General features: G+C 35.1%; 20 protein-coding genes and 2 tRNA genes. 12 read left to right on the forward strand and 10 right to left on the reverse strand.

Annotation, left to right across the window (positions count from 1 at the left end):
* Positions 1 to 14: 14 nt before the first annotated feature.
* Positions 15 to 959 carry a hypothetical protein gene (locus AC4FRF_RS11050; RefSeq protein WP_491159598.1) on the forward strand — a complete coding sequence of 315 codons (945 nt, stop codon included), beginning with the start codon at positions 15 to 17 and terminating at the stop codon, positions 957 to 959.
* Positions 956 to 2047: a glycosyltransferase family 2 protein gene (locus AC4FRF_RS11055; RefSeq protein ID WP_491159600.1), complete on the forward strand. Its 1092-nt coding sequence runs from the start codon at positions 956 to 958 to the stop codon at positions 2045 to 2047. The genes AC4FRF_RS11050 and AC4FRF_RS11055 overlap by 4 nt, the downstream gene beginning before the upstream one ends.
* A gap of 80 nt (positions 2048 to 2127) precedes the next feature.
* Here the strand turns inward: AC4FRF_RS11055 and AC4FRF_RS11060 are convergent, their stop codons facing one another.
* The 7 genes from AC4FRF_RS11060 to AC4FRF_RS11090 form a co-directional block, all read right to left on the reverse strand.
* Positions 2128 to 2604, reverse strand: a complete 477-nt coding sequence (locus tag AC4FRF_RS11060; protein ID WP_491159601.1) for a hypothetical protein — start codon at positions 2602 to 2604, stop codon at positions 2128 to 2130.
* Positions 2605 to 2760: 156 nt separating this feature from the next.
* Positions 2761 to 2834, reverse strand: a tRNA-Asp gene (locus AC4FRF_RS11065).
* Positions 2835 to 3088: 254 nt separating this feature from the next.
* Positions 3089 to 3162: transfer RNA gene (locus tag AC4FRF_RS11070), tRNA-Asp, on the reverse strand.
* An 86-nt stretch (positions 3163 to 3248) separates the two neighbouring features.
* Positions 3249 to 4175 carry a DUF58 domain-containing protein gene (locus AC4FRF_RS11075; protein ID WP_491159603.1) on the reverse strand — a complete coding sequence of 309 codons (927 nt, stop codon included), beginning with the start codon at positions 4173 to 4175 and terminating at the stop codon, positions 3249 to 3251.
* A gap of 142 nt (positions 4176 to 4317) precedes the next feature.
* Positions 4318 to 4635, reverse strand: coding sequence for a thioredoxin (gene trxA, locus AC4FRF_RS11080; RefSeq protein ID WP_491159605.1), 318 nt, complete (start codon positions 4633 to 4635; stop codon positions 4318 to 4320).
* A 218-nt stretch (positions 4636 to 4853) separates the two neighbouring features.
* Positions 4854 to 9392 carry a DNA polymerase III subunit alpha gene (gene dnaE / locus AC4FRF_RS11085; RefSeq protein ID WP_491159607.1) on the reverse strand — a complete coding sequence of 1513 codons (4539 nt, stop codon included), beginning with the start codon at positions 9390 to 9392 and terminating at the stop codon, positions 4854 to 4856.
* Between the two features lie 118 nt (positions 9393 to 9510).
* A complete protein-coding gene (locus AC4FRF_RS11090) occupies positions 9511 to 10257 on the reverse strand; it encodes a tetratricopeptide repeat protein (protein WP_491159609.1) in 747 nt (248 codons plus the stop codon).
* Between the two features lie 699 nt (positions 10258 to 10956).
* Between AC4FRF_RS11090 and leuC the strand changes: the two genes are divergently transcribed.
* The 4 genes from leuC to leuB all read left to right on the forward strand — a co-directional run bounded on the left by leuC (position 10957) and on the right by leuB (position 15847).
* Positions 10957 to 12351 (forward strand): 3-isopropylmalate dehydratase large subunit, encoded by a 1395-nt coding sequence (gene leuC / locus AC4FRF_RS11095; protein ID WP_491159611.1) that lies wholly within the window; start codon positions 10957 to 10959, stop codon positions 12349 to 12351.
* 132 nt (positions 12352 to 12483) lie between these two features.
* On the forward strand, positions 12484 to 13080 hold the full coding sequence (leuD, locus tag AC4FRF_RS11100; RefSeq protein ID WP_491159613.1) for a 3-isopropylmalate dehydratase small subunit: 597 nt from the start codon (positions 12484 to 12486) through the stop codon (positions 13078 to 13080).
* 145 nt (positions 13081 to 13225) lie between these two features.
* On the forward strand, positions 13226 to 14749 hold the full coding sequence (locus AC4FRF_RS11105; RefSeq protein WP_491159615.1) for a hydroxymethylglutaryl-CoA lyase-like TIM-barrel protein: 1524 nt from the start codon (positions 13226 to 13228) through the stop codon (positions 14747 to 14749).
* A gap of 42 nt (positions 14750 to 14791) precedes the next feature.
* Entirely contained in the window at positions 14792 to 15847 is a 1056-nt protein-coding gene (gene leuB, locus AC4FRF_RS11110; RefSeq protein ID WP_491159617.1) for a 3-isopropylmalate dehydrogenase, read from the forward strand.
* A gap of 70 nt (positions 15848 to 15917) precedes the next feature.
* On the opposite strand, the gene rbp is transcribed toward leuB, so the two are convergent.
* On the reverse strand, positions 15918 to 16268 hold the full coding sequence (rbp, locus tag AC4FRF_RS11115; RefSeq protein ID WP_408081648.1) for an RNA-binding regulator: 351 nt from the start codon (positions 16266 to 16268) through the stop codon (positions 15918 to 15920).
* 156 nt (positions 16269 to 16424) lie between these two features.
* The gene (locus AC4FRF_RS11120; RefSeq protein WP_491159620.1) at positions 16425 to 16904 is read right to left on the reverse strand and encodes a DUF6252 domain-containing protein; all 480 of its coding nucleotides are present in this window, start codon (positions 16902 to 16904) and stop codon (positions 16425 to 16427) included.
* Between the two features lie 198 nt (positions 16905 to 17102).
* Here AC4FRF_RS11120 and AC4FRF_RS11125 point away from each other — a divergent pair, with 198 nt between their 5' ends.
* Both AC4FRF_RS11125 and rimM read left to right on the forward strand, forming a co-directional pair.
* Complete coding sequence (locus AC4FRF_RS11125; RefSeq protein WP_491159622.1) at positions 17103 to 17648, forward strand: 30S ribosomal protein S16; 546 nt, start codon at positions 17103 to 17105, stop codon at positions 17646 to 17648.
* Between the two features lie 14 nt (positions 17649 to 17662).
* A complete protein-coding gene (gene rimM, locus AC4FRF_RS11130) occupies positions 17663 to 18187 on the forward strand; it encodes a ribosome maturation factor RimM (protein ID WP_491159624.1) in 525 nt (174 codons plus the stop codon).
* Between the two features lie 63 nt (positions 18188 to 18250).
* On the opposite strand, the gene AC4FRF_RS11135 is transcribed toward rimM, so the two are convergent.
* A complete protein-coding gene (locus tag AC4FRF_RS11135; protein WP_491159626.1) occupies positions 18251 to 18601 on the reverse strand; it encodes a four helix bundle protein in 351 nt (116 codons plus the stop codon).
* 201 nt (positions 18602 to 18802) lie between these two features.
* Here AC4FRF_RS11135 and AC4FRF_RS11140 point away from each other — a divergent pair, with 201 nt between their 5' ends.
* From AC4FRF_RS11140 to AC4FRF_RS11155, 4 genes are all read left to right on the forward strand, one after another.
* Positions 18803 to 19510, forward strand: coding sequence for a tRNA1(Val) (adenine(37)-N6)-methyltransferase (locus tag AC4FRF_RS11140; RefSeq protein WP_491159627.1), 708 nt, complete (start codon positions 18803 to 18805; stop codon positions 19508 to 19510).
* A 151-nt stretch (positions 19511 to 19661) separates the two neighbouring features.
* Complete coding sequence (locus tag AC4FRF_RS11145; RefSeq protein ID WP_491159629.1) at positions 19662 to 20840, forward strand: acyl-CoA dehydrogenase family protein; 1179 nt, start codon at positions 19662 to 19664, stop codon at positions 20838 to 20840.
* A 176-nt stretch (positions 20841 to 21016) separates the two neighbouring features.
* A complete protein-coding gene (locus AC4FRF_RS11150; protein WP_491159630.1) occupies positions 21017 to 21799 on the forward strand; it encodes a DUF3050 domain-containing protein in 783 nt (260 codons plus the stop codon).
* A 57-nt stretch (positions 21800 to 21856) separates the two neighbouring features.
* Positions 21857 to 22606 (forward strand): SGNH/GDSL hydrolase family protein, encoded by a 750-nt coding sequence (locus AC4FRF_RS11155; protein ID WP_491159632.1) that lies wholly within the window; start codon positions 21857 to 21859, stop codon positions 22604 to 22606.
* Positions 22607 to 22652: the final 46 nt, after the last annotated feature.

A 22652-nucleotide genomic window follows, 5' to 3' on the forward strand; every position in this document is an offset into this window, starting at 1 on the left:
GTTTCTTTGCAACAATGATTTCAATTCCTCACAAAACTAAGCAATTCCTCGTACTTCTAATCAAAATTCTGATTGTAGGTGGCGCCTTTTATTTTATTCACAACCAATTGGCGAATAACGACCAACTGGACTGGCAAAAGTTCATCGTTTTATTCAAAAAAAATCAATCGGCTTCAGGGATTCTTTTTATCCTGTCGCTGAGTGTTTTGAATCGGTATTTTGAAATTCTGAAATGGCAAAATCTGGCACAGCATATTCGTAAAATATCAACAGCCGAATCGACTCAACAAGTACTGGCTGCCTTAACAGCGGGATTATTTACGCCCAACGGCGTGGGTGAATATGCTGGAAAAGCATTGTTTTTCAAAAAATCAGAGGCCAAAAAAGTAGTTTTCCTAAACTTAATTTGCAACGGAATCCAAATGGTTTTAACCATAATTTTTGGATTATTTGGTTTACTGTATTTTAATTCTCTTTTTAATGTGATTACTCCAAGAACTGTTTTGCTGCTTTTTGGAATATTGCTTGCTGTTATCGCTTTGCTTTTTTCGATAAAAAAAATAACGATTAAAGGCTATTCGATAGAAAAACTCATTCATAAAATTAACGAAATACCGAAAAGCATTCACCGAAAAAACATCCTTTTAGGGACTTGCCGCTATCTTGTTTTTTCACATCAATACTATTTCCTATTTTTAGCTTTTGATGTTCATTTGCCTTATCTCACGCTTATAGCGACCATCGCCAGCGTTTACTTTTTAGCTTCTTCTTTGCCTACTTTTCAGTTTTTAGACTTTGCCGTAAAAGGAAGTGTAGCCATTTATTTCTTTGGAATTTTAGGTGTAAACGAATGGATTGTGGTTTTCATTTCCACCTTGATGTGGTTTCTTAATGTCGTTATTCCGGTAATTATTGGGAGTTATTATGTGTTGAATTTCAAATCCGAAAAAATTGCATGATGTTTCTGCTAACCATCATATTGAGCGTATATGTAGCGAGCATTTTGCTTTTAATTTATGGTTTTACCAAAGTAAAAAACTATGATACTATTAGTTTAAAACCAAAGACCACTTTTACAATTGTAGTACCTTTCCGGAATGAAGCGGAGAATTTACCTATTCTTTTAGAAAGTATTTCGAGACTGAATTACCCAATGGATTTGTTTGAAGTGGTTTTAGTAGATGATGATTCAGATTTCAAATTTCAGACTTCAGATTGTAGATTTCAGATTTCCATAATCGACAATATTCGACTTTCCTATTCTCCTAAAAAAGATGCAATAACCACAGCCATAAAACAAATAAATACCGAATGGATTATTACCACCGATGCGGATTGTGTAGTTCCTGAAAACTGGCTTTTAAGTTTAGATAATTACATTCAAACGCATGAAGTGGCTATGATTGCGGGAGCTGTGACTTATGATTGCAAAAATTCTTTTTTACATCATTTTCAACAATTGGATCTGGCTAGTTTGCAAGGAGCAACCATCGGCAGTTTCGGGATAGGAAAAGCTTTCATGTGCAATGGAGCTAATTTTGCTTACACCAAATCTTTTTTTAATGCACTTCACGGATTTGAAGGGAACAACAACATTGCCAGCGGAGATGATGTTTTTCTGCTTCAAAAAGCTATTAAACAATTTCCAGAGAAAGTGCATTATCTAAAATCGGAAAATAACATTGTAAGTACAAAACCTTTGGATGATTGGAAATCTTTATTTTACCAAAGAGTACGCTGGGCTTCTAAAACGGCTTCATATCAAAGTAATTTCGGAAAAGCATTAGGATTGCTCGTTTTTGCTGGCAATATTGCTTTTCTATTGGCTATTTATTTTTGCTTATTTGGAAACCAAAATCAATATTTATTCTTGCTTTTAGCATCAAAATTAACTGTTGACTTTATTCTGATTCTCAAAACAAATCAATTTTTAAAAACCAAAACACCTTCTTTTTTGTTAAGCAGTTTGTTGTATCCTTTTTTTAGTGTTGGAGTCGCTTTGTATTCTTTATTTGGAAAATATGAATGGAAAGGAAGACGGTTTTAGCCCTGATGGGAACGGCATCCTTTTATGCCGGTGTTCGGTATAAAAGATACAGTGGACAGCAGGAATAGCTTCTAAAACAACTATTCTACTTTAATAATTACAGGAAGAATGAATTGGGTTTTTACAGGAATTCCTTGTTTGATAGCTGGATTTACTTTAGGAAAATCAACCAATCGAGCATGCAAAATACTATCAATTTTAATGGTATCGTAAGCAACAGAATCTTTAGGGAACTGCGGTTCAAATTGCATTCTGGAATCTGGAAAAACAGTCACTTTTACCTCAATGGTATCCAATTCAGGATACAAAATAGAAAGCGTGTCTACTTGTAATTTTTCCTGTATAAGTTGGGTTAGAAAAGTAAAAAAGCATTGTTGACGCTTGGTTTTATCTTCTAATTTGTCACAATCTATAAAAGAGGGATATTCATCTACTTCTTTCCAATTAATCGATTTCAATTCCTTTTGCAATAATTCTTTCTCAGACGGCACCTGCTTCTCGAAGTATTGACAGGAAGTGATTAGAATAAAAAGTAATAAAAAGTAATAGTGCTTCAAGGTTGTGTGTTTGAATTGAACTAATATTTTATAAAAATACAATCATTTTTTGATTTTTCTAAAATAAAAAGAAAGCAGGAAACAGTTTTTGACTTTCTAATAGATTATTGGAATAAAAAAAGCCTTTCCGTTAAGAAAGGCTTCTTGCAAAATTTGCGGTCTGGACGGGACTCGAACCCGCGACCCCATGCGTGACAGGCATGTATTCTAACCAACTGAACTACCAAACCTCTGCTTTATTGCGAGTGCAAATATACAATATAATTTTATTTAAAAACAAGATAAATTTTAAAAAAAGATTTCAGCAATAAATCATGCTCTTAAATCAAAAAAGCCATTCACAATTAAGTGAAAAGCTTTTCATTGGTCTAACTACTAAACCACGGTTAGCGTTACAAAGGCTAACCAAACAACACAACTAGCTTTCGATACCGTATAGTGGAAAAAAAAGCCTTTCTGTTACGAAAGGCTTTCCCAATATTAGCGGTCTGGACGGGACTCGAACCCGCGACCCCATGCGTGACAGGCATGTATTCTAACCAACTGAACTACCAAACCTCTGCTTTATTGCGGTGGCAAAGATACAATAGATTTCTGTTTACACAAGTGTTTTTATTAAAAAATACAAAAAAAATTCCTAGTCTTTATCCAAATTTTTGTTTTTCAGTTAAATATGTCAAGATTATTTTTTCAAAATCCTCTCTAACACTTACCGGAACGTACTTAATTTTATTTTGCGCACAACTCAAAGCTAACTTTTTAAAGTATTCCGAAGCTTGTTTTTTATATGCTGACTTTACATTTTCAGCAAAAACCGAAATCTCCTCTCCCGTTTCAACATCAATAAATTTGCGAGGCGAGTTATCAAAATCAAAACTAAATTCGGTTTTACCATCAAAAACATGAAACAAAACTACTTTATGTTTATTGTGTTTTAAATGCTGCAAAGCACTCAATAACCTATCCTCATCGCCCGTTTGAAACATATCTGTAAACAAAATTATCATTGAACGGCGGTGCATTTTCTCTGCTATTTGATGCAAATAAGTAATGGTATCGGTACTTTTTTTAACAACTGATTCTTTTAAAACATTTTCAAGTGCGTTCAAAATCATACGATGATGCCTGTCACTTCCTTTTTCGGGAGCATAATATTCATAAGTATCCGAAAAAACACTCAGTCCTACTGCATCTCTTTGTTTCTTTAAAAGATTCATCAAAACAGCCGAAGCCAAAACCGAAAAACCAATTTTATTTTCATAAAAATTTTGATTCCCTTTTAATTTCGGATAATGCATTGACGACGAATTATCAATAACAATATGACAACGCAAATTAGTTTCTTCCTCAAATTGCTTGGTATACAAACGATCGGTTTTAGCAAAAAGTTTCCAATCAATATGTTTAGTACTTTCACCTACATTATACACTTTATGTTCGGCAAATTCGGCCGAAAAACCATGAAACGGACTTTTGTGCATACCCGAAATAAAACCTTCCACCACCTGATTAGCCAACAATTCCAAATGCTGGAAACTGGATATTTTTTCTATTTGCGATTCGATCTTCATCTCTCAAATGTATTAAAAGATTGAAAACAATAGAAAAAAGAAACAAGAAAAAAGAGAACAAAATCCTTAAATTCGATTTAAACCAAAAAAAAAGGCCTGACTTTCGTCAAACCTTTTTCTCATATAAATTATAATCTCTCGATTACAACAATGCGTCTAAACTATCTGAGTAAGTTTGTTTTGGAGCAACTCCTACTTGTTTCCCTACGACTTCTCCGTTATGAAAAACCAATACCGTAGGTATGTTTCTCACTCCGTATTTTGCAGCAAATTCTTGGTTTGCATCAACGTCTACTTTCCCTACAACAACTTTTCCGTCGTATTCAGTACTCAATTCGTCAATGATTGGACCAACCATTCTACAAGGACCACACCATGCTGCCCAAAAATCTACCATTACAGGTTTATCTGATTTCAAAACTACTTCTTCAAAAGTAGCGTCTGTTATTGCTAATGCCATATTTCTTTATTTAAAGTTTATAAATCTAACGTCTAATTCCTTAAACACTATGCAAATTTAGAAATTAAAAACCAACAAAACACCATTCCAAAATTAGTTTTACCTATAAATGTATTGTTAATTATTATCAGTAGCCATTCCTGCTGTTCGCTTTATCTTTAATGCCAAAACCTGGCATTAAAGGATACCGCTTCCATCAGGGCTAGGGATTTCATGCATTAATTCAACTTAAAATTCACCTGTAACTTTTCTAACTCCTGTAGCAATTCTGTCGAAATTTTAATTTTCAACCTTCTGCTTACCATACTTAACTTGGTCACAACCTTTACTTCTTCTACCTCAGTTACCTGAACAGCTTTGTTTTCTGACATGTCTGAAGCTTCTGCATCCTCATTATCATCCTCAAAAACTACATCCTCATTATCATCAAGAACCGCAACGGTTTCTACCAGCTTCTTAATCCTTTCTAGCTCCATTACTTCAAATGTTACCTGATGATCCCCTTTATTTGAATTAAAAAGAGCACTTAGTTTATGAATAAATTCTGGTTGCAAATCTTTAATATTCAGCAAAACAATTAGCTTTTTAGCAAAAGATTCTAACACATCCTGCAGCTGCTTTAATTCCACAAACTGCATCCTAGGATCTCCTTTTTTACCCGTTTCCTGATTCATCCAACCCTCTTTTACCGTTAATTTCATAAAAGTAAAATTGTTCTGTATCAGAAAATGACGAAACTTCAAATATTCTTCTCCAAAGATTCTAAATTCAAAACTCTCATCATATCCTTCCAGCGAGAACATCGCCCACCCTTTTCCATTCTTAGCCACACGATGCTGTACATCATTAATAATTCCACCAAAAGTGAGCGTTTTACCCACATAAGCTTCTAGATTTTTTAATGCTTCTAGCTTGGCGTTACAAAAATATTTCATCTCAAATCTAAAATCGTCCAGCGGATGACCGGAGATATAAATCCCAACAACTTCTTTCTCCTTAGCGAGTTTTTCCATAGTACTCCAATCCTCACATGGCGGCACCACTGGCTCAGCAATTTGGACTTCACTGCTTTCACCAAACAAACTTACTTGCGAAGAATTCTCATTTTCCTGAAACTTTGAACCATAACGCATGGCTTTTTCATAAAAGGTAATTCCATCTCCTTCATCATGAAAATATTGGGCTCGAGTTGTTCCTTCAAAAGCATCAAACCCCCCAGCCAAGGCTAAGTTTTCAATCGCTTTTTTATTAGCCGCACGCAAATCTATTCGTTTAGCTAAATCAAAAATTGACTTGTACTTGCCGTTTTTTCTGTTCTCCACAATAGTTTCTACCGCACCAGCTCCTACTCCTTTAATAGCTCCCATCCCAAAACGTACTGCATATTCATCGTTAACCGTAAATTTATAATAGGATTCATTCACGCATGGTCCTAGAACCTGCAATCCCATTCGCTTACATTCTTCCATAAAAAAGGAAACTTGCTTGATATCATTCATATTATTTGAAAGTACCGCCGCCATATATTCAGCAGGATAATGTGCTTTTAAATAAGCTGTTTGATACGCAATCCAAGCATAACAAGTAGAATGCGATTTATTAAAGGCATAACTTGCAAAAGCTTCCCAGTCTTTCCAAATTTTCTCTAAAACTGTAGCATCATGCCCTTTTGCCGAAGCCTGTTCTACAAACTTAGGCTTCATTTTATCCAAGACATCTTTTTGCTTCTTACCCATCGCCTTACGCAAAACGTCGGCTTCACCTTTTGTAAATCCTGCTAACGATTGCGACAAAAGCATTACCTGCTCTTGGTAAACCGTAATTCCATAAGTTTCTGACAAATATTCCGCGCAAGCATCTAAATCGTATTTGATTTCTTCTTCACCATTTTTCCTTCTAACGAAAGAAGGAATATACTCTAAAGGCCCTGGACGATACAAAGCATTCATGGCAATCAAATCCCCAAAAACTGTTGGTTTTAGGTCCTTCATGTATTTCTGCATTCCGGGTGACTCGTATTGGAATATACCTACAGTTTCTCCTCTTTGGAAAAGCGCATAAGTTGCTTCATCATCAATGGGAAAAGTATCCGGATTTAATTCAATTCCTGTTCTATACTTAACCAGTTTTACAGTATCTTTTATCAAAGTTAGGGTCTTCAGCCCCAGGAAGTCCATTTTCAGCAATCCAGCACTTTCCGCAACCGAGTTATCAAACTGGGTAACATATAAATCGGAATCTTTAGCTGTAGTTACCGGAACATAATTGGTAATATCCGAAGGCGTAATAATTACTCCGCAGGCATGAATACCCGTATTTCGCATCGAACCTTCCAAAATCTTCGCCTGCTGAATCGTCTCTCCAGCCAAATCATCTTCATTGGCAATTCCGATTAATTGTTTTACAAGTTCAAATTCATCGGCACCTTTTAATGCTTTTTTAACCTCATCTTCTGATTCAGAAAGGAAACGAGCCAGATTCCATTTACCTGGCATCATAGCCGGAATCAATTTGGCAATTCTATCCGCTTCAAAAAGTGGTAAATCCAGCACACGTGCCGTATCACGAATTGCCGATTTGGTTGCCATTTTACCATAAGTGATAATCTGCGCCACCTGATTAGCTCCGTATTTTTTAATTACATAATCCATTACACGACCACGACCTTCATCATCAAAATCAATATCGATATCGGGCATGGACACACGATCCGGATTCAGGAAACGCTCAAAAAGCAAATCGTACTTAATAGGGTCAATATTTGTAATTCCGAGACAATAAGCAACCGCCGAACCCGCTGCCGATCCACGACCCGGACCTACCGAAACATCCATTTTTCGGGCTTCGGCAATGAAATCCTGTACAATCAGGAAATAACCCGGATAACCCGAATTGGAAATTGTAAGTAATTCAAAATCCAATCGCTCCTGAATATCGGGAGTAATATCGCCATAACGCCTTTTAGCCCCTTCCATGGTTAGATGCCTCAAATAAGCATTTTCTCCTCGTACACCATTATCCTTTTCATCTTCAGGATCAACAAACTCCTGAGGAATATCATATTTAGGAAGCAATACATCCCGGTACAAAGAGTAAATTTCGACCTTATCCACAATATCCTGAATATTAATCACAGCCTCAGGTAAATCGGCAAAGAGGTTTTTCATCTCATCACCCGACTTATAATAATATTCCTGATTAGGCAATCCATAGCGATAACCACGTCCACGACCAATTGGCGTTGCCTGTTTTTCACCATCTTTTACACACAATAAAATATCGTGCGCATTAGCATCCTCTTTATTTAAATAATAGGTATTATTAGTTGCAACTAACTTTACGTTATGTTTTTTAGCAAATTCAATCAAGGTTTTATTCACCCTGTTTTCATCTTCCTGATTATGGCGCATGATTTCAAGATAGAAATCATCTCCAAACTGCTCTTTCCACCAAATCAAAGCTTCTTCGGCTTGGTTTTCTCCAATATTTAGAATTTTACTCGGAATCTCTCCGTATAAATTCCCCGACAAAACCATGATATCTTCCTTGTACTTTTCAACTACTGTTCTGTCAATTCGAGGAACATAATAAAAACCATCTACATAAGCAATGGATGCCATTTTAGCCAAATTATGGTAGCCTTTTTTATTTTTGGCCAACAAAACCACTTGATATCCATTATCTTTTTTGGACTTATCGGTATGGTTTTCACAAATATTAAACTCGCAACCTACAATAGGTTTTATTTCAGTTTCTGTTGGCTCTTCTCCGGCTTCCACCAAAGCTTTATTTTTAGCCGAAGCTCCTTTGTTGTGATTCATCACTGCACTCACAAAATGAAAAGCGCCCATCATATTGCCTGTATCGGTCATTGCTACGGCTGGAAAACCATTTTTAGCGGTAGCTGAAACTAACGGCCCTATTCCAATTGTGGATTGTAAAACCGAAAACTGCGTGTGATTGTGCAAATGCGCAAACTTAGCTGCAGAGAAACCCTCTTTATCCGCTACCGAAATAGTAGTTTGCGAAACGTTTTGCTCTGATTTTTTCAGCTGCTCCCGTATTTTATCCGAAGCCGCTTTTAAATTGATATGTTTTAATCCGATGAGTTGAATCTCTTTCGGATTCTTATTTTGAAACTCTTGAAAATAAGAAGCCGGAACATCCAGTTCTTCCTTAGTAAAAACTTCTCTTTTAATTAATTCTAAAAAACAACGCGTAGTTGCCTCCACATCGGCAGTGGCATTGTGCGCTTCCGCAAAAGGAACGTTGAATAAATATTCGTGTAACTCTGTTAAAGTGGGAAGCTTAAATTTTCCCCCACGACCTCCGGGCAATTTCAATAAATTAGCTGTTACCTCTGTACAGGTATCCAAAACCGGCATCGAAGCCATAGGCGAATCGACTCCCATTCTGTAAAACTCCGCTCCCATAATATTAACATCAAAACCTAAGTTCTGACCCACAATAAATTTGGCTTTACCTAATGCAATATTAAATTTTTCTAAAACTTCACTCAAAGAAATCCCATCTGCTTCTGCTAATTCAGTTGAAATTCCGTGAATGCGCTCGGCATCATAAGGAATATTAAATCCTTCTGGTTTGACCAAATAATCCTGATGTTCGATAAGATTCCCCATATCATCATGCAACTGCCAGGCGATTTGTATACATCTTGGCCAGTTATCAGAATCGGTTATTGGAGCATTCCAATTTTTAGGCAATCCAGTTGTTTCGGTATCAAATATTAAATACATAGCTGTAAATGAAGGAATTAAAATTCTGTGAAATCACAAAAATTGAGTTTCAAATTTAGTTTTTTTTTAGAGTAAAATAAAGGGAAGTTATCAACAAATAGACACGAAAAAAGCAAGATTATTCAACCAATTGATTGAATTTTTCAATCATAGTATTTCCTCTTTCTGTTTTTCCTATTTTTAACAATGCATTTCCAAAACGATAATAATACATAGACTCTATAGTATTATCACCCATAGAAAACAACTCTTCGTACCATTTGGCCGCTTTGTCCATTTGGTTTTTAAAATAATAGTAATCCGCTACTTTTTTAAACATGAAAGCCGATTTATAACCTTTTTCAAGTACCCGTTCGTAAACATACACAACATTTATTAAAATAAAATCTCTTTTCTCTCCGCCTGTTTCTGTTTTAACAACAGGAGCAGCATCTACTTTAGCGATTTTCCCTATCACTAACGCTAATGTTTCCTGATCAATCTCGGCATTATCTGAAATTTCAATCTTACCACTTTCAATACTTATTTCAAGAAGATTAGTAGGCTCTCTATTTTTTTCTGAAATTGTATTTATATTTTTTGTCTCTATGTAATAACGCTTCTTGTAATTTTGATCTTTATAGATTGGCGTAATAATCCTGATATTATCCGGCCCCAACTCAACCTTACTAATCAAACTCAAATCAGACACCGTATAACGCGTAGTTGTCCCCCCAAAAGTCATCTTTACAACCTCCTCTACTTTAAAATACAATACATTTTTGGTTTCAATTTTAGTATAAATTTTACGCATCTGACCATAGCCATAATAAGAATTCAGCGTATTTAAAATAATTACCAACATTATCAAAACACTCTTTTTCATGATAGTTCCTTTAGCTTTTATTCCTTTTTTAATCCATCTGTTATGATTTTAAAATCAATATCCAAAACACCTAATGTTATGCACCAAGAAACAATCTTTTTTTCTCTTTATGGCGTTCAAACCAAAGTCTTCACTATAAAATTAATCAATTAAAAAACAAAGACATAGTATTACAAAAACAAATTTAGAGTTTAATATTAAGAGCTAAAAAAAGGAAAAAACAGCCCTTCTATTTAATTTTCTTATTTTTTGGTTGTCGTAATATTTAATTAAAAAAAACTTCCTATTTAGGTTTTAATTCTCTCTATTTATTTTGAAATAAAAATACACCTTATCAAACAGCATAACAAACAAAACCTTAACGATTTTTTTATTTTCAACCACACATTTAACAATTTATTAAACAAAACTCTGCAATTACGCAAAAACACTTAAAAATTCACAAATACAAAACCCCTCAATTACTGTTATAAAAAACAAGTTTAACTATCAAAATTGAAACAAAAAAAACTAACTCCCTAAAACACAAGCAAGCAAAACAAAAGAACACCATCTTATAATATAGTTTGGGTATCGTATATAATCGATAATATTAATTGAATACATGATTTCATTTTTATACTTTTGCGTCCTTGTTACCACCTTATTAAAAAAACACGGTAGTACAAAACACAGAAATACACTAAAAAAAATTAAAAAATGAGCAAGACATTATTTGACAAAGTATGGGATTCGCATGTTGTGCGTAAAATTGAAGACGGACCAGATGTGTTTTTTATTGATCGTCATTTCATCCATGAAGTTACAAGTCCAGTAGCTTTCTTGGGTCTAAAATCTAGAGGCGTATCGGTATTATATCCAGAACGTACATTCGCAACTGCCGATCACAATACACCGACCATTAACCAACACTTGCCTGTTGAAGACGCTTTATCTGCTAATCAATTAAAAGCATTAGAAACTAACGCGGCTGAATACGGAATTTCTCACTGGGGGTTAGGTCATCAAAAAAATGGAATTGTACACGTAGTAGGTCCTGAAAACGGAATTACTTTACCAGGTGCTACAATCGTATGTGGAGATTCGCATACTTCTACTCATGGTGCTTTTGGTGCTATTGCTTTTGGAATTGGTACTTCTGAGGTAGAGATGGTTCTTTCTACTCAATGTATCATGCAGCCAAAACCTAAAAAAATGCGTATTAATGTAAACGGAAAACTAAGCAAAGGAGTCACTCCTAAAGACGTTGCATTATACATTATTTCAAAATTAACTACTTCCGGAGGCACAGGATATTTTGTAGAATATGCAGGAAATGTATTCGAAGAAATGACTATGGAAGGTCGTATGACTGTATGTAACTTAAGTATCGAAATGGGTGCTCGTGGAGGTATGATTGCTCCTGACCAAACCACATTCGATTTCTTAGAAGGAAGATTATACGCTCCTAAAGGTGAAGCTTGGACTAAAGCAGTTGAATACTGGAAAACTTTAAAAACAGATGCTGACGCTGTATTTGATGCTGAATTAAACATCAACGCAGAAGACATCGAACCAATGATTACTTATGGTACAAATCCTGGAATGGGAATTGGTATCACTAAACATATCCCAAGTGCAAAAGAAGTAGAAGGTGGTGAGGAAACTTACAAAAAATCTTTAGCTTACATGGGCTTCCACGAAGATGATGTAATGATTGGTAAAACAATTGATTATGTATTCTTAGGAAGTTGTACTAATGGTCGTATTGAAGACTTTAGAGCTTTTGCTGAAATTGTAAAAGGTCGTAAAAAAGCAGATAACGTTACTGCTTGGTTAGTACCAGGTTCTCACGTTGTAGAAGCTCAAATTAAAGAAGAAGGAATTTTAGACATTCTTACTGAAGCCGGATTCGTATTGCGTCAACCAGGCTGTTCAGCTTGTTTAGCTATGAATGATGATAAAGTACCAGCTGGAAAATATGCAGTAAGTACTTCTAACAGAAATTTCGAAGGTCGTCAAGGTCCTGGTTCAAGAACTTTGTTAGCTTCTCCAATTATGGCAGCAGCAGCAGCAGTTACCGGAAAATTAACTGACCCAAGAGATTTATTGTAATAGAATTCAATTTCAAAAGCAATAACAATTTCAAAAAAGAATTTATAAAATAAAGAATAAGAATTGGAAATTTAATTTTCTTCGAAAGAAAATCTGAAATCTAAGTTCTTAAATCTGAAATAAAAAATTAAAATGGCATACGATAAATTTAATATACTTACCAGTAGTGCAGTGCCACTACCGATAGAAAACGTAGATACTGATCAAATCATCCCAGCTCGTTTCCTTAAAGCTACAAAACGTGAAGGTTTTGGAGACAACCTTTTTAGAGACTGGAGATACAATGGAGACGGAACTCCTAAAGCTGATTTCGTATTAAACAACCCAACTTACAGCGGAAAAATCCTTGTAGGCGGAAAAAACTTTGGTTCAGGTTCTTCTCGTGAACACGCTGCTTGGGCAGTTTACGATTACGGATTCCGCGCTGTAGTTTCTTCTTTCTTTGCAGATATCTTCAAAGGAAACTGCTTGAACATTGGTGTTTTACCAGTACAGGTTTCTCCTGAATTCTCAGACAAAATTTTTGCCGCTATCGAAGCTGATCCTAATACAGAATTAGAAATCAATTTACCAGAGCAAACCATCACACTGAAAGCTACGGGTGAAAAAGAATCTTTTGACATCAACGGATACAAAAAAAACAACATGTTGAACGGATTTGATGATATTGACTATTTACAAAACATCAAAGAAGAAATTGTAGGTTTTGCTGACAAGCTTCCTTACTAAATAAAATCATCATACAAAAATGCAGCTGCTAAAGCATCCTTTACAAGGATTGTGTCTAGCAGCTGCTTTTACCGTTTTATAAAACACACAACAAAATGATTTCAAAAACTTGGAATCAAAAACCTTTTTTAGCATCAAATTTATAATGGGAAAAAGAAAAATTGAAATAATGGATACGACACTTCGTGATGGCGAACAAACATCAGGAGTATCATTTTCTGCCGCAGAAAAACTAACCATTGCCCAATTATTACTAGAAGAGCTGCAAGTAGATCGCATCGAAATAGCTTCGGCTCGTGTAAGCGAAGGAGAATTTGAAGGTGTAAAAGGAATCATGACTTGGGCAGAAACGAAAGGATACAGTGACAAAATTGAGGTATTAACTTTTGTTGACAAAGGGCTCTCTATCGAATGGATGAAAAAATCAGGCGCAAAGGTTCAAAACCTTTTAACCAAAGGTTCTCTCAACCACCTTACCCATCAATTAAAAAAAACACCCGAACAGCATTTCGCTGAAATTGCCGAAAGCATTGCTTTAGCACATAAAAACGGAATAGCAACCAATGTTTACTTAGAAGACTGGAGTAATGGTATGCGCAATTCTCCGGAATACGTTTACCAATATCTAGATTTCATCAGCACACAACCGGTAAAAAGAATACTCCTTCCAGATACTTTAGGAGTACTTATTCCTTCTGAAACTTTTGAATACATTTCGGAAATCGCACAAAAATACCCAAAAATTCATTTTGACTTCCACGCACACAATGACTACGATTTAAGTGTAGCCAACGTTATGGAAGCGCTAAAAGCGGGTGTTCACGGATTACACGTTACAGTAAACGGAATGGGAGAACGTGCCGGAAACGCACCTTTAGCCAGTACTATTGCTGTAATCAACGATTTTATGCCTGAAATCGAAATCGGGGTTAAAGAAACTTCTTTATATTCAGTCAGTAAACTAGTTGAAACTTTTACTGGTTACCGTATTCCAGCTAACAAACCTATTGTAGGCGACAATGTTTTTACTCAAACAGCTGGTATTCACGCTGATGGAGACAATAAAAATAATTTATATTTTAACGATTTATTGCCGGAGCGTTTTGGAAGAAAAAGAAAATATGCTTTAGGAAAAACTTCTGGAAAAGCTAATATTGAAAAAAATCTTCAGGAATTAGGATTGCAATTAAATCAGGAAGATTTAAAACTGGTTACCCAAAGAATTATCGAATTAGGTGACAAAAAAGAAACAGTTACCAAAGAAGATTTACCATATATCATTTCTGATGTTTTAGATAGCCACACTTATCAAGAAAAAATCACGGTAGAATCCTATTTATTATCTCACGCCAAAGGAATGCGTCCTTCAACAACTATCTGTTTAAAAATTGACGGACAAATCATAGAAGAACACGCTCAAGGTGATGGTCAGTTTGATGCTTTTATGAATGCTTTAGCCAAAGTATATAAAACAAAAAAAATGACTTTACCTAAACTGGTTGATTACGCAGTAAGAATCCCACCCGGAAGTAGTTCGGATGCTTTATGCGAAACCATCATCACCTGGTTAAACGACGGAAAAGAATTCAAAACCAGAGGATTGGATTCAGACCAAACCGTAGCTGCTATCATTGCCACTCAAAAAATGCTTAATGTAGTAGCTGTTTAAAATTAAAAAAAGAAACAATAAAATTAACATAAATACAGAATAATGAAATTAAATATCGCACTTTTAGCAGGGGACGGAATCGGACCAGAAGTAATTGATCAAGCAGTAAAAGTATCTGATGCAATTGCACAAAAATTTGGACATGAAATCACATGGAAACCAGCTTTAACCGGTGCTGCTGCAATTGATGCAGTAGGTGAACCTTACCCAGATGCAACACATGAAGTTTGTAAAAATGCTGATGCTGTTTTGTTTGGAGCTATTGGACACCCTAAATACGATAACGATCCATCTGCACCTGTACGTCCAGAACAAGGATTATTAAAAATGCGTAAAAAATTAGGTCTTTTTGCTAATGTACGTCCTACATTTACTTTCCCTTCTTTATTAGATAAATCTCCATTAAAAAGAGAAAGAATCGAAGGAACTGACTTAGTTTTCTTAAGAGAACTAACTGGAGGTATTTACTTTGGTGAAAAAGGAAGAAGAGACAACGGAGATACTGCTTTTGACAACTGTGTTTACACAAGAGAAGAAGTGCAGCGTTTAGCTAAAAAGGGATTTGAACTAGCAATGACTCGTTCTAAAAAACTATGCTGTGTAGACAAAGCTAACGTATTAGAAACATCTCGTTTGTGGAGAGAAACAGTTCAGGCTATGGAGAAAGATTATCCAGAAGTAACCGTTTCTTATGAGTTTGTTGATGCAGTTGCGATGCGTTTGGTGCAATGGCCAAATTCTTATGACGTATTGATTACTGAAAACTTATTTGGAGATATCTTAACTGATGAAGCTTCTGTAATTTCGGGTTCCATGGGATTAATGCCTTCTGCATCTATGGGAGCTGAAGTATCTTTATTTGAGCCAATTCACGGATCTTACCCACAAGCAACCGGTTTAAATATTGCTAACCCAATGGCGACTGTATTATCTGCAGCTATGATGTTTGAAAACTTCGGATTAATGGAAGAAGGAAAAGCAATGAGAGACGCTGTTAACAAAGCTTTAGAAGCTGGTGTAGTTACTGAAGACTTAGCGAATGGCGGGAAAGCTTACGGTACTAAAGAAGTTGGAGATTGGTTAGCTGCTAATATCTAATTCACTTCGCAATACAATAAAAAAGGGGACAATTTACATTGACCCCTTTTTTTATATAAAGAAAAAAATATTAATATCCTCCTCTGTTTCCTCCGCGAGAATCACCTCCACGGTTGTTTCCGTAACCTCCGCGAGAATCACCTCCACGGTTGTTGTTAAAACTTCTTCTTTCACCTTCTGGTTTTGGCTCAGATTTATTAACAACAATTGCACGTCCTTGAACAGTAGCTCCGTTCAATTCATCAATTGCTTTTTGAGCTTCAGCATCAACTGGCATCTCAACAAAACCAAATCCTTTACTTCTTCCAGTAAATTTATCAGTAATAATTTTAACAGAATCAACTGCTCCATAAGCCTCAAAAGACTCTCTTAAATCTGCTTCCTCAATACTGAATGGAAGGCTTCCAACAAAAATATTCATATATACTTATTTATAATAATCTCACAAATGTAGTCTTATTTTTTTATAACCCACTATAAATAAGCTTATTTATATTTTAATTTAGATTCTAATTCCTAAACTCTTCAAAAAGGATTCGTAAACACTAAAAAATTACTATAAAAATGTATTACTCCTTTATTTTATAGTAACAGGAATGTTATAAAACACACCATATTGAAAGTTCAAAGTAGGTCCTGCCATAGGATTATCAAAGGTATTTTCCAAATTAAATTTAAAAGTTCCCGAAATGGTTTTCCCTACAGGATCATAGTCTGTAATAACAATTTGACCATCTCCAACCCCAAAACCAGAAGAAAAAGTAATACTTTCTTTTGTTGCGGGGTCTGTAACCACATAAGTAGCTATTTTATTTGCACTTGTCCCTATAAAATAAGTACCTGGCGAAGTAGAATTGACTTTTAAAGTTACCACTTCTGTTGCTGAATAGGCTTCAATAACCAAAGCCCCCCCAGAATTAACTGTAGCCACAGTCTGAATAGCTCTCCAAAAAACATTGTCTATTGATGCTTGAAAAGAAGGATTATTAAACCTCACATCTTCTTGACAGGAAAACAACGTAAAGAACACCACTAAAAACAAAAAATGCTTTTTCATAATAAATAAGGAATTTACAAACAAAAATAAACTATTAAAGCTAAAACAACCGATATAAGCCAAAAAAAAGACTCAAAAAAATCGCTAAACAATTACATATCAAAATAATAAATTACTTTTTGGTATATTAAAAAATAATGTATCTTTGCAGCCTTAATTAATCGAGGTCGAGTACCTCAAAATTTAATCATAGAGATTATGTCAGTAAAAATTAGATTACAAAGACACGGTAAAAAACAAAAACCGTTTTACTGGGTTGTAGCAGCAGATGCTCGCTCAAAAAGAGATGGTAAATACTTAGAGAAAATCGGTACTTACAATCCAAACACAAACCCTGCAACTATCGAATTAAACTTAGATAGCGCTGTAAAATGGTTACACAATGGTGCACAACCAACTGATACTGCTAAAGCAATTCTTTCTTACAAAGGAGCTTTATTGAAACACCACCTTGACGGAGGAGTTCGTAAAGGTGCTTTGACTCAAGAGCAAGCTGATGCTAAACTAGCTGCATGGTTAGAAGCTAAAGCTGGAAAAGTTGATGCTAAAAAAGATGGTTTATCTAAAGCACAAGCTGATGCTAGAGCTAAAGCTTTAAAAGCTGAACAAGAAGTAAACGCAAAACGTATCGCTGCAGCTGCTCAAGCAGAAGCTGATGCTATTGCTGCTACACAAGCTGAAGAAGCTACTACTGAAGAAGAAGCTCCTGCTGCAGAAGAAAACAACGAAGAAGCTCAAGCATAATTTAGTAAGCGAAAATGCGTAAAGAAGATTGTTTCTATTTAGGTAAAATCGCTAAAAAATTTAGTTTCAAAGGGGAAGTTCTAGTCTATCTTGACACAGACGAACCTGAGTTATACGAAAACTTGGAATCAGTGTTTGTTCAACAAAACAAACACTTGGTTCCTTTTTTTATTGAAAGTAGTTCCTTGCACAAAAATGACTTCCTGAGAGTTCATTTTGAAGATATTAATACTGAAGCCGACGCAGAAAATCTTCTAGGCAGCGAAATCTACCTTCCTTTAAACATGCTGCCCAAACTTTCTGGCAACAAATTCTATTTCCACGAAGTAATTGGCTTTGAAGTGGAAGACAAACGATTAGGAATTGTTGGAGAAATCCAATCCATTAACGACACTACTGCTCAACCTCTTTTTGAGGTTTTAAAAGACGGAACAGAAATCCTAATTCCGATGATTGATCATTTCTTAATCAAAGTAGATCGAGACAGCAAAAAAATCATTATGGATTTACCTGAGGGATTGATTGAGATGTATCTTTAAATAAAATTCCAAATTTTTAAATTCCAAATTCCAAAAAAATATAGGAAGAATTACAACACTTGACTATATTGTGATTTTTGTTAATATCGCTGATAGAATTTTTCTTAATTCCTCAACTTCAAACAGTAAAGCTTCTGAGTTTTCTTTTAATTCCGGATTTAATTCTTGTAACAGGCGTAGCCAATATTTAGATTCTTTGGCTTCTTTTCGAGCTATTTTTAAACGAAAAGACAAATCTTTTTCTCCTAGTTTTTCATTTGCTTCAATATAATTAGCCCCAACAGAACCAGAAGATCTAACTAACTGCTTACCATCTTCAATATTTGCAATTGTTTTAGGTAACTTCTGAATGTAAATTCTACATTCTTTTGCAAATAAAAATGTTCTTTCTTCTAAATCAAATGGTCTTTCCATAAAATATTAAATTTCAATCTAAAATCAAATATAATCAATTTCGATATTTAGGAATGGGAATTCGAATATTTAATCTAATTTTGGAATTCAAATTAATTAAAAGAAGTATTCCTAATTTTTAAATTAGAATTTGGAATTTTAGTATTGAGATTCCCCTCTTTTGGTTGGAATTTGGAATTTAAAAATTTGGAATTTTACTTTATGTTTTCATTCAAACAATTCTCTATCGAACAAGACCGTACGGCAATGAAAATTGGAACCGATGGAGTTTTACTGGGTGCCTGGACTCCCATAGAAAATTATCCGTTTAATATTTTAGACATTGGAGCCGGAACCGGAATAATTGCTTTAATGTTAGCACAACGCAGTACCGCAGAACAAATTGATGCCTTAGAAATTGATGAAGACGCCTACGAACAAGCCACAGACAATTTTGAAAATTCCCCTTGGAACGACCGACTGTTTTGTTTCCATGCCGGTTTAGACGAATTTGTCGAAGAGCCCGAAGACGAATACGATTTAATCGTTTCCAATCCCCCTTTTTACAGTGAAGATTACAAATCCAGTAATGAACAACGCGATTTAGCCCGCTTTCAGGACGCCATGCCTTTTGAAGATTTGGTAGAAGCCGCCGCATTATTACTTTCTGAAAACGGAATCTTCTCTGTTATTATTCCTTTTAAAGAAGAATCTTCTTTCTTGGCTTTGGCCAATGAATACGAATTGTATCCAATAAAAATTACCCGCGTAAAAGGAACACCAACCTCCGAAATCAAACGTAGCCTTTTGGCTTTTAGCCGAAATGAAGCCCCAAAATTTCCAATTGATGAATTAATCATCGAAACTGCACGTCATCAATACACTCCAGAATATATTGAACTAACAAAGGATTTCTATTTGAAGATGTAAAACTTCTTTTTGCTTTAATCAAAATTTAACTACTTTATTCATGCTTGGTTAAAATCCTTTATGTAAATTTATAACACAGCATTAAATCTAGTTTTCAAATAAACTGAAAAACCTGAGGGTCTGATAAATATAAATTTTACACTAAGCCATCATGAAACCAGACTTATTCCAAGCTCCAGATTATTACAACCTTGACGAATTATTGACGGACGAACATAAATTAGTACGTGATGCTGCGCGTGAATGGGTCAAACGCGAAGTTTCTACCATTATTGAAGACTACGCTCAGAAAGCAGAATTTCCCATGCAAGTCATTAAAGGTTTAGCCGATATTGGTGCATTTGGACCTTACATCCCACAAGAATATGGCGGCGCTGGTTTAGATCAAATTTCATACGGTTTAATCATGCAAGAAATAGAACGTGGTGATTCTGGCATCCGCTCTACTGCATCAGTGCAATCTTCCTTAGTAATGTATCCTATTTGGAAATACGGAAGCGAAGAACAAAAATTAAAATACCTTCCTAAATTAGCTACTGGAGAATTTATGGGTTGTTTTGGTTTAACAGAACCTAATCATGGTTCTGACCCTGGAAGCATGACCACTAACTTTAAAGACAAAGGTGATTATTTTCTACTAAATGGAGCCAAAATGTGGATTTCTAACGCTCCTTTTGCAGATATTGCAATAGTCTGGGCAAAAGATGAATCGGAAAGAATTCACGGTCTAATTGTAGAACGCGGCATGGAAGGCTTTTCTACTCCCGAAACACACAACAAATGGTCTCTTCGCGCATCGGCAACAGGTGAATTAATTTTTGATAATGTAAAAATACCGAAAGAAAATATTTTGCCTAATAAATCAGGATTGAGTGCACCACTAGGTTGCTTAGATTCTGCCCGATACGGCATTGCTTGGGGAGCCATTGGTGCCGCTATGGATTGTTATGACACTGCTTTGCGCTATGCAAAAGAAAGAATCCAATTTGACAAACCCATTGCAGGAATGCAATTACAACAAAAAAAATTGGCCGAAATGATTACTGAAATCACCAAAGCACAATTATTAACCTGGCGTTTGGGCGTTTTACGAAATGAAGGCAAAGCCACATCTGCACAAATTTCAATGGCTAAAAGAAATAATGTAAACATGGCTGTCACTATTGCTAGAGAATCCAGACAAATTCTAGGCGCCATGGGAATTACAGGAGATTACTCTATTATGCGTCACATGATGAATTTAGAATCGGTAATAACGTATGAAGGAACCCACGACATACATTTATTAATTACCGGAATGGACATCACGGGTATAGCCGCTTTTAAATAATCTTTTATAAAAAGGCACACTTTTTGGAACACCTCTTAAAAATCAAAATCAGTAAAACCAACAAACATCTAAAATCGTATATAAAAGAGAACAAATTTATTAAAGTATTGATAAAATCGATACAGGATAGCCTCCCTGAATTATAGCTTTTTTATCTTTACACAAAATTAAAAGCAATGAACATTCAGCACATAAATAAAAGCATTGAAACCCAAAAAAGCGCATTATTACAACATTCGCTTTACAACAAGGTAAAAACAATCGAAGACTTACATACATTCTTAGAAAGCCATGTTTATGCTGTGTGGGATTTCATGTCTTTATTAAAAGCATTACAATCTAGATTAACCTGTACCACTACACCTTGGTTTGCTACTAAAAACCCTGAAACAAGATATTTAATAAACGAAATTGTTTTAGCCGAAGAAACCGATTTAACCCTTGACGGAAGACGTCAAAGTCACTACGAAATGTACATCGAAGCTATGGAAGCTTGCGGTGCCGATACAAGTAAAATTGAATCATTCTTATCTGAAATCCAATCTTTACAAAACATATTTGTTGCTATTAAAAAAAGCGACTTACACCCTCATATTAAAGCTTTCCTAGACTTTACTTTCCGAGTAATTGAAGAAGGAAAGCCACATGAAATTGCAGCCGCATTTACTTTTGGTAGAGAAGATTTAATACCGAGTATGTTTCACGCTATTTTGAAAAATTTCCAAGAGCAATTTCCTGAAACCGACCTAAGCAAATTGATTTATTATTTTGAAAGACATATTGAATTAGATGCCGACGAACACGGACCAATGGCGATGCAAATGATTACAGAACTTTGCGAAGAAGACGAACAAAAATGGAAAGAGGTAAAAGAAGTTTCTATTCTAGCACTTGAAAAAAGAATAGATCTTTGGAATGCTATCGAAGAAATCATCACAATGAAGGTTGAAATGGCTTAGATTTCAATCCGAAATTAGAAAAAAAACGTAACTATTATTAAATTCAATTTCATACTTATGAGAACGACATTAAAAATAATAGTTACGTTTTTTGTTTTTACTATAACTACAAGCTGCAGCAGCGAAAACCCAATTATGGAATCTGAAATAAAACCACCGTTACCAGATTCATCTCTACAACTTCAAACACGTGCAGAAACGATAAACTACTTAGCACTTGGAGACAGCTATACTATTGGCGAAAGCGTATGTGAAACTTGCCGATTTCCTGAACAACTCAAAAGTGCTTTAAAAAATATAAATCTGCAAAATAATTTCTCCTTAGAAATAATTGCTAGAACGGGTTGGACAACAACTGATTTGATTTCGGCAATAGAATTTAATAATCTAAAAAACAATTACGACTTAGTTACACTATTAATAGGTGTTAACAACCAATACCAAGGCTTTAACTTTAGTATTTATGAAAGAGAATTTCCTCAATTAGTAGCTACTGCTATCAAGCTAGCTAAAGGAGATAAAAGCAAATTAATTGTTATTTCGATTCCGGATTATGCCTATACCCCTTTTGGACAAAACTACGGCAATCCTAGTTCTATTTCGAGCGAAATTGACCACTACAACTCTTTTGCAAAATCCTATTGCGAAAGCAACGAAATAACATTCCTTACTATTACCGATATTACGCGTCAAGGATTAGACAATACCAGTTTAGTAGCCAATGATGGCTTACATCCTTCAAAAGAAGCGTATACATTATTTGTAAAACGATTACTTCCAAAAGCAGTTACAGCACTACAAAACTAAAAAAGGCTTGTTTTTCTAATTGAAAAACAAGCCTTAACTATTTCTT

Source organism: Flavobacterium sp. ST-158 (assembly GCF_058309975.1).

What these genes read in the sequence shown, in the direction of transcription:
- AC4FRF_RS11050 (WP_491159598.1), top strand. Translation starts at nt 15, where the DNA reads ATGATTTCAATTCCTCACAAAACTAAGCAATTCCTCGTACTTCTAATC.
- AC4FRF_RS11055 (WP_491159600.1), top strand. Translation starts at nt 956, where the DNA reads ATGATGTTTCTGCTAACCATCATATTGAGCGTATATGTAGCGAGCATT.
- AC4FRF_RS11075 (WP_491159603.1), bottom strand. Translation starts at nt 4,175, where the DNA reads ATGAAGATCGAATCGCAAATAGAAAAAATATCCAGTTTCCAGCATTTG.
- trxA (WP_491159605.1), bottom strand. Translation starts at nt 4,635, where the DNA reads ATGGCATTAGCAATAACAGACGCTACTTTTGAAGAAGTAGTTTTGAAA.
- dnaE (WP_491159607.1), bottom strand. Translation starts at nt 9,392, where the DNA reads ATGTATTTAATATTTGATACCGAAACAACTGGATTGCCTAAAAATTGG.
- AC4FRF_RS11090 (WP_491159609.1), bottom strand. Translation starts at nt 10,257, where the DNA reads ATGAAAAAGAGTGTTTTGATAATGTTGGTAATTATTTTAAATACGCTG.
- leuC (WP_491159611.1), top strand. Translation starts at nt 10,957, where the DNA reads ATGAGCAAGACATTATTTGACAAAGTATGGGATTCGCATGTTGTGCGT.
- leuD (WP_491159613.1), top strand. Translation starts at nt 12,484, where the DNA reads ATGGCATACGATAAATTTAATATACTTACCAGTAGTGCAGTGCCACTA.
- AC4FRF_RS11105 (WP_491159615.1), top strand. Translation starts at nt 13,226, where the DNA reads ATGGGAAAAAGAAAAATTGAAATAATGGATACGACACTTCGTGATGGC.
- leuB (WP_491159617.1), top strand. Translation starts at nt 14,792, where the DNA reads ATGAAATTAAATATCGCACTTTTAGCAGGGGACGGAATCGGACCAGAA.
- rbp (WP_408081648.1), bottom strand. Translation starts at nt 16,268, where the DNA reads ATGAATATTTTTGTTGGAAGCCTTCCATTCAGTATTGAGGAAGCAGAT.
- AC4FRF_RS11120 (WP_491159620.1), bottom strand. Translation starts at nt 16,904, where the DNA reads ATGAAAAAGCATTTTTTGTTTTTAGTGGTGTTCTTTACGTTGTTTTCC.
- AC4FRF_RS11125 (WP_491159622.1), top strand. Translation starts at nt 17,103, where the DNA reads ATGTCAGTAAAAATTAGATTACAAAGACACGGTAAAAAACAAAAACCG.
- rimM (WP_491159624.1), top strand. Translation starts at nt 17,663, where the DNA reads ATGCGTAAAGAAGATTGTTTCTATTTAGGTAAAATCGCTAAAAAATTT.
- AC4FRF_RS11135 (WP_491159626.1), bottom strand. Translation starts at nt 18,601, where the DNA reads ATGGAAAGACCATTTGATTTAGAAGAAAGAACATTTTTATTTGCAAAA.
- AC4FRF_RS11140 (WP_491159627.1), top strand. Translation starts at nt 18,803, where the DNA reads ATGTTTTCATTCAAACAATTCTCTATCGAACAAGACCGTACGGCAATG.
- AC4FRF_RS11145 (WP_491159629.1), top strand. Translation starts at nt 19,662, where the DNA reads ATGAAACCAGACTTATTCCAAGCTCCAGATTATTACAACCTTGACGAA.
- AC4FRF_RS11150 (WP_491159630.1), top strand. Translation starts at nt 21,017, where the DNA reads ATGAACATTCAGCACATAAATAAAAGCATTGAAACCCAAAAAAGCGCA.
- AC4FRF_RS11155 (WP_491159632.1), top strand. Translation starts at nt 21,857, where the DNA reads ATGAGAACGACATTAAAAATAATAGTTACGTTTTTTGTTTTTACTATA.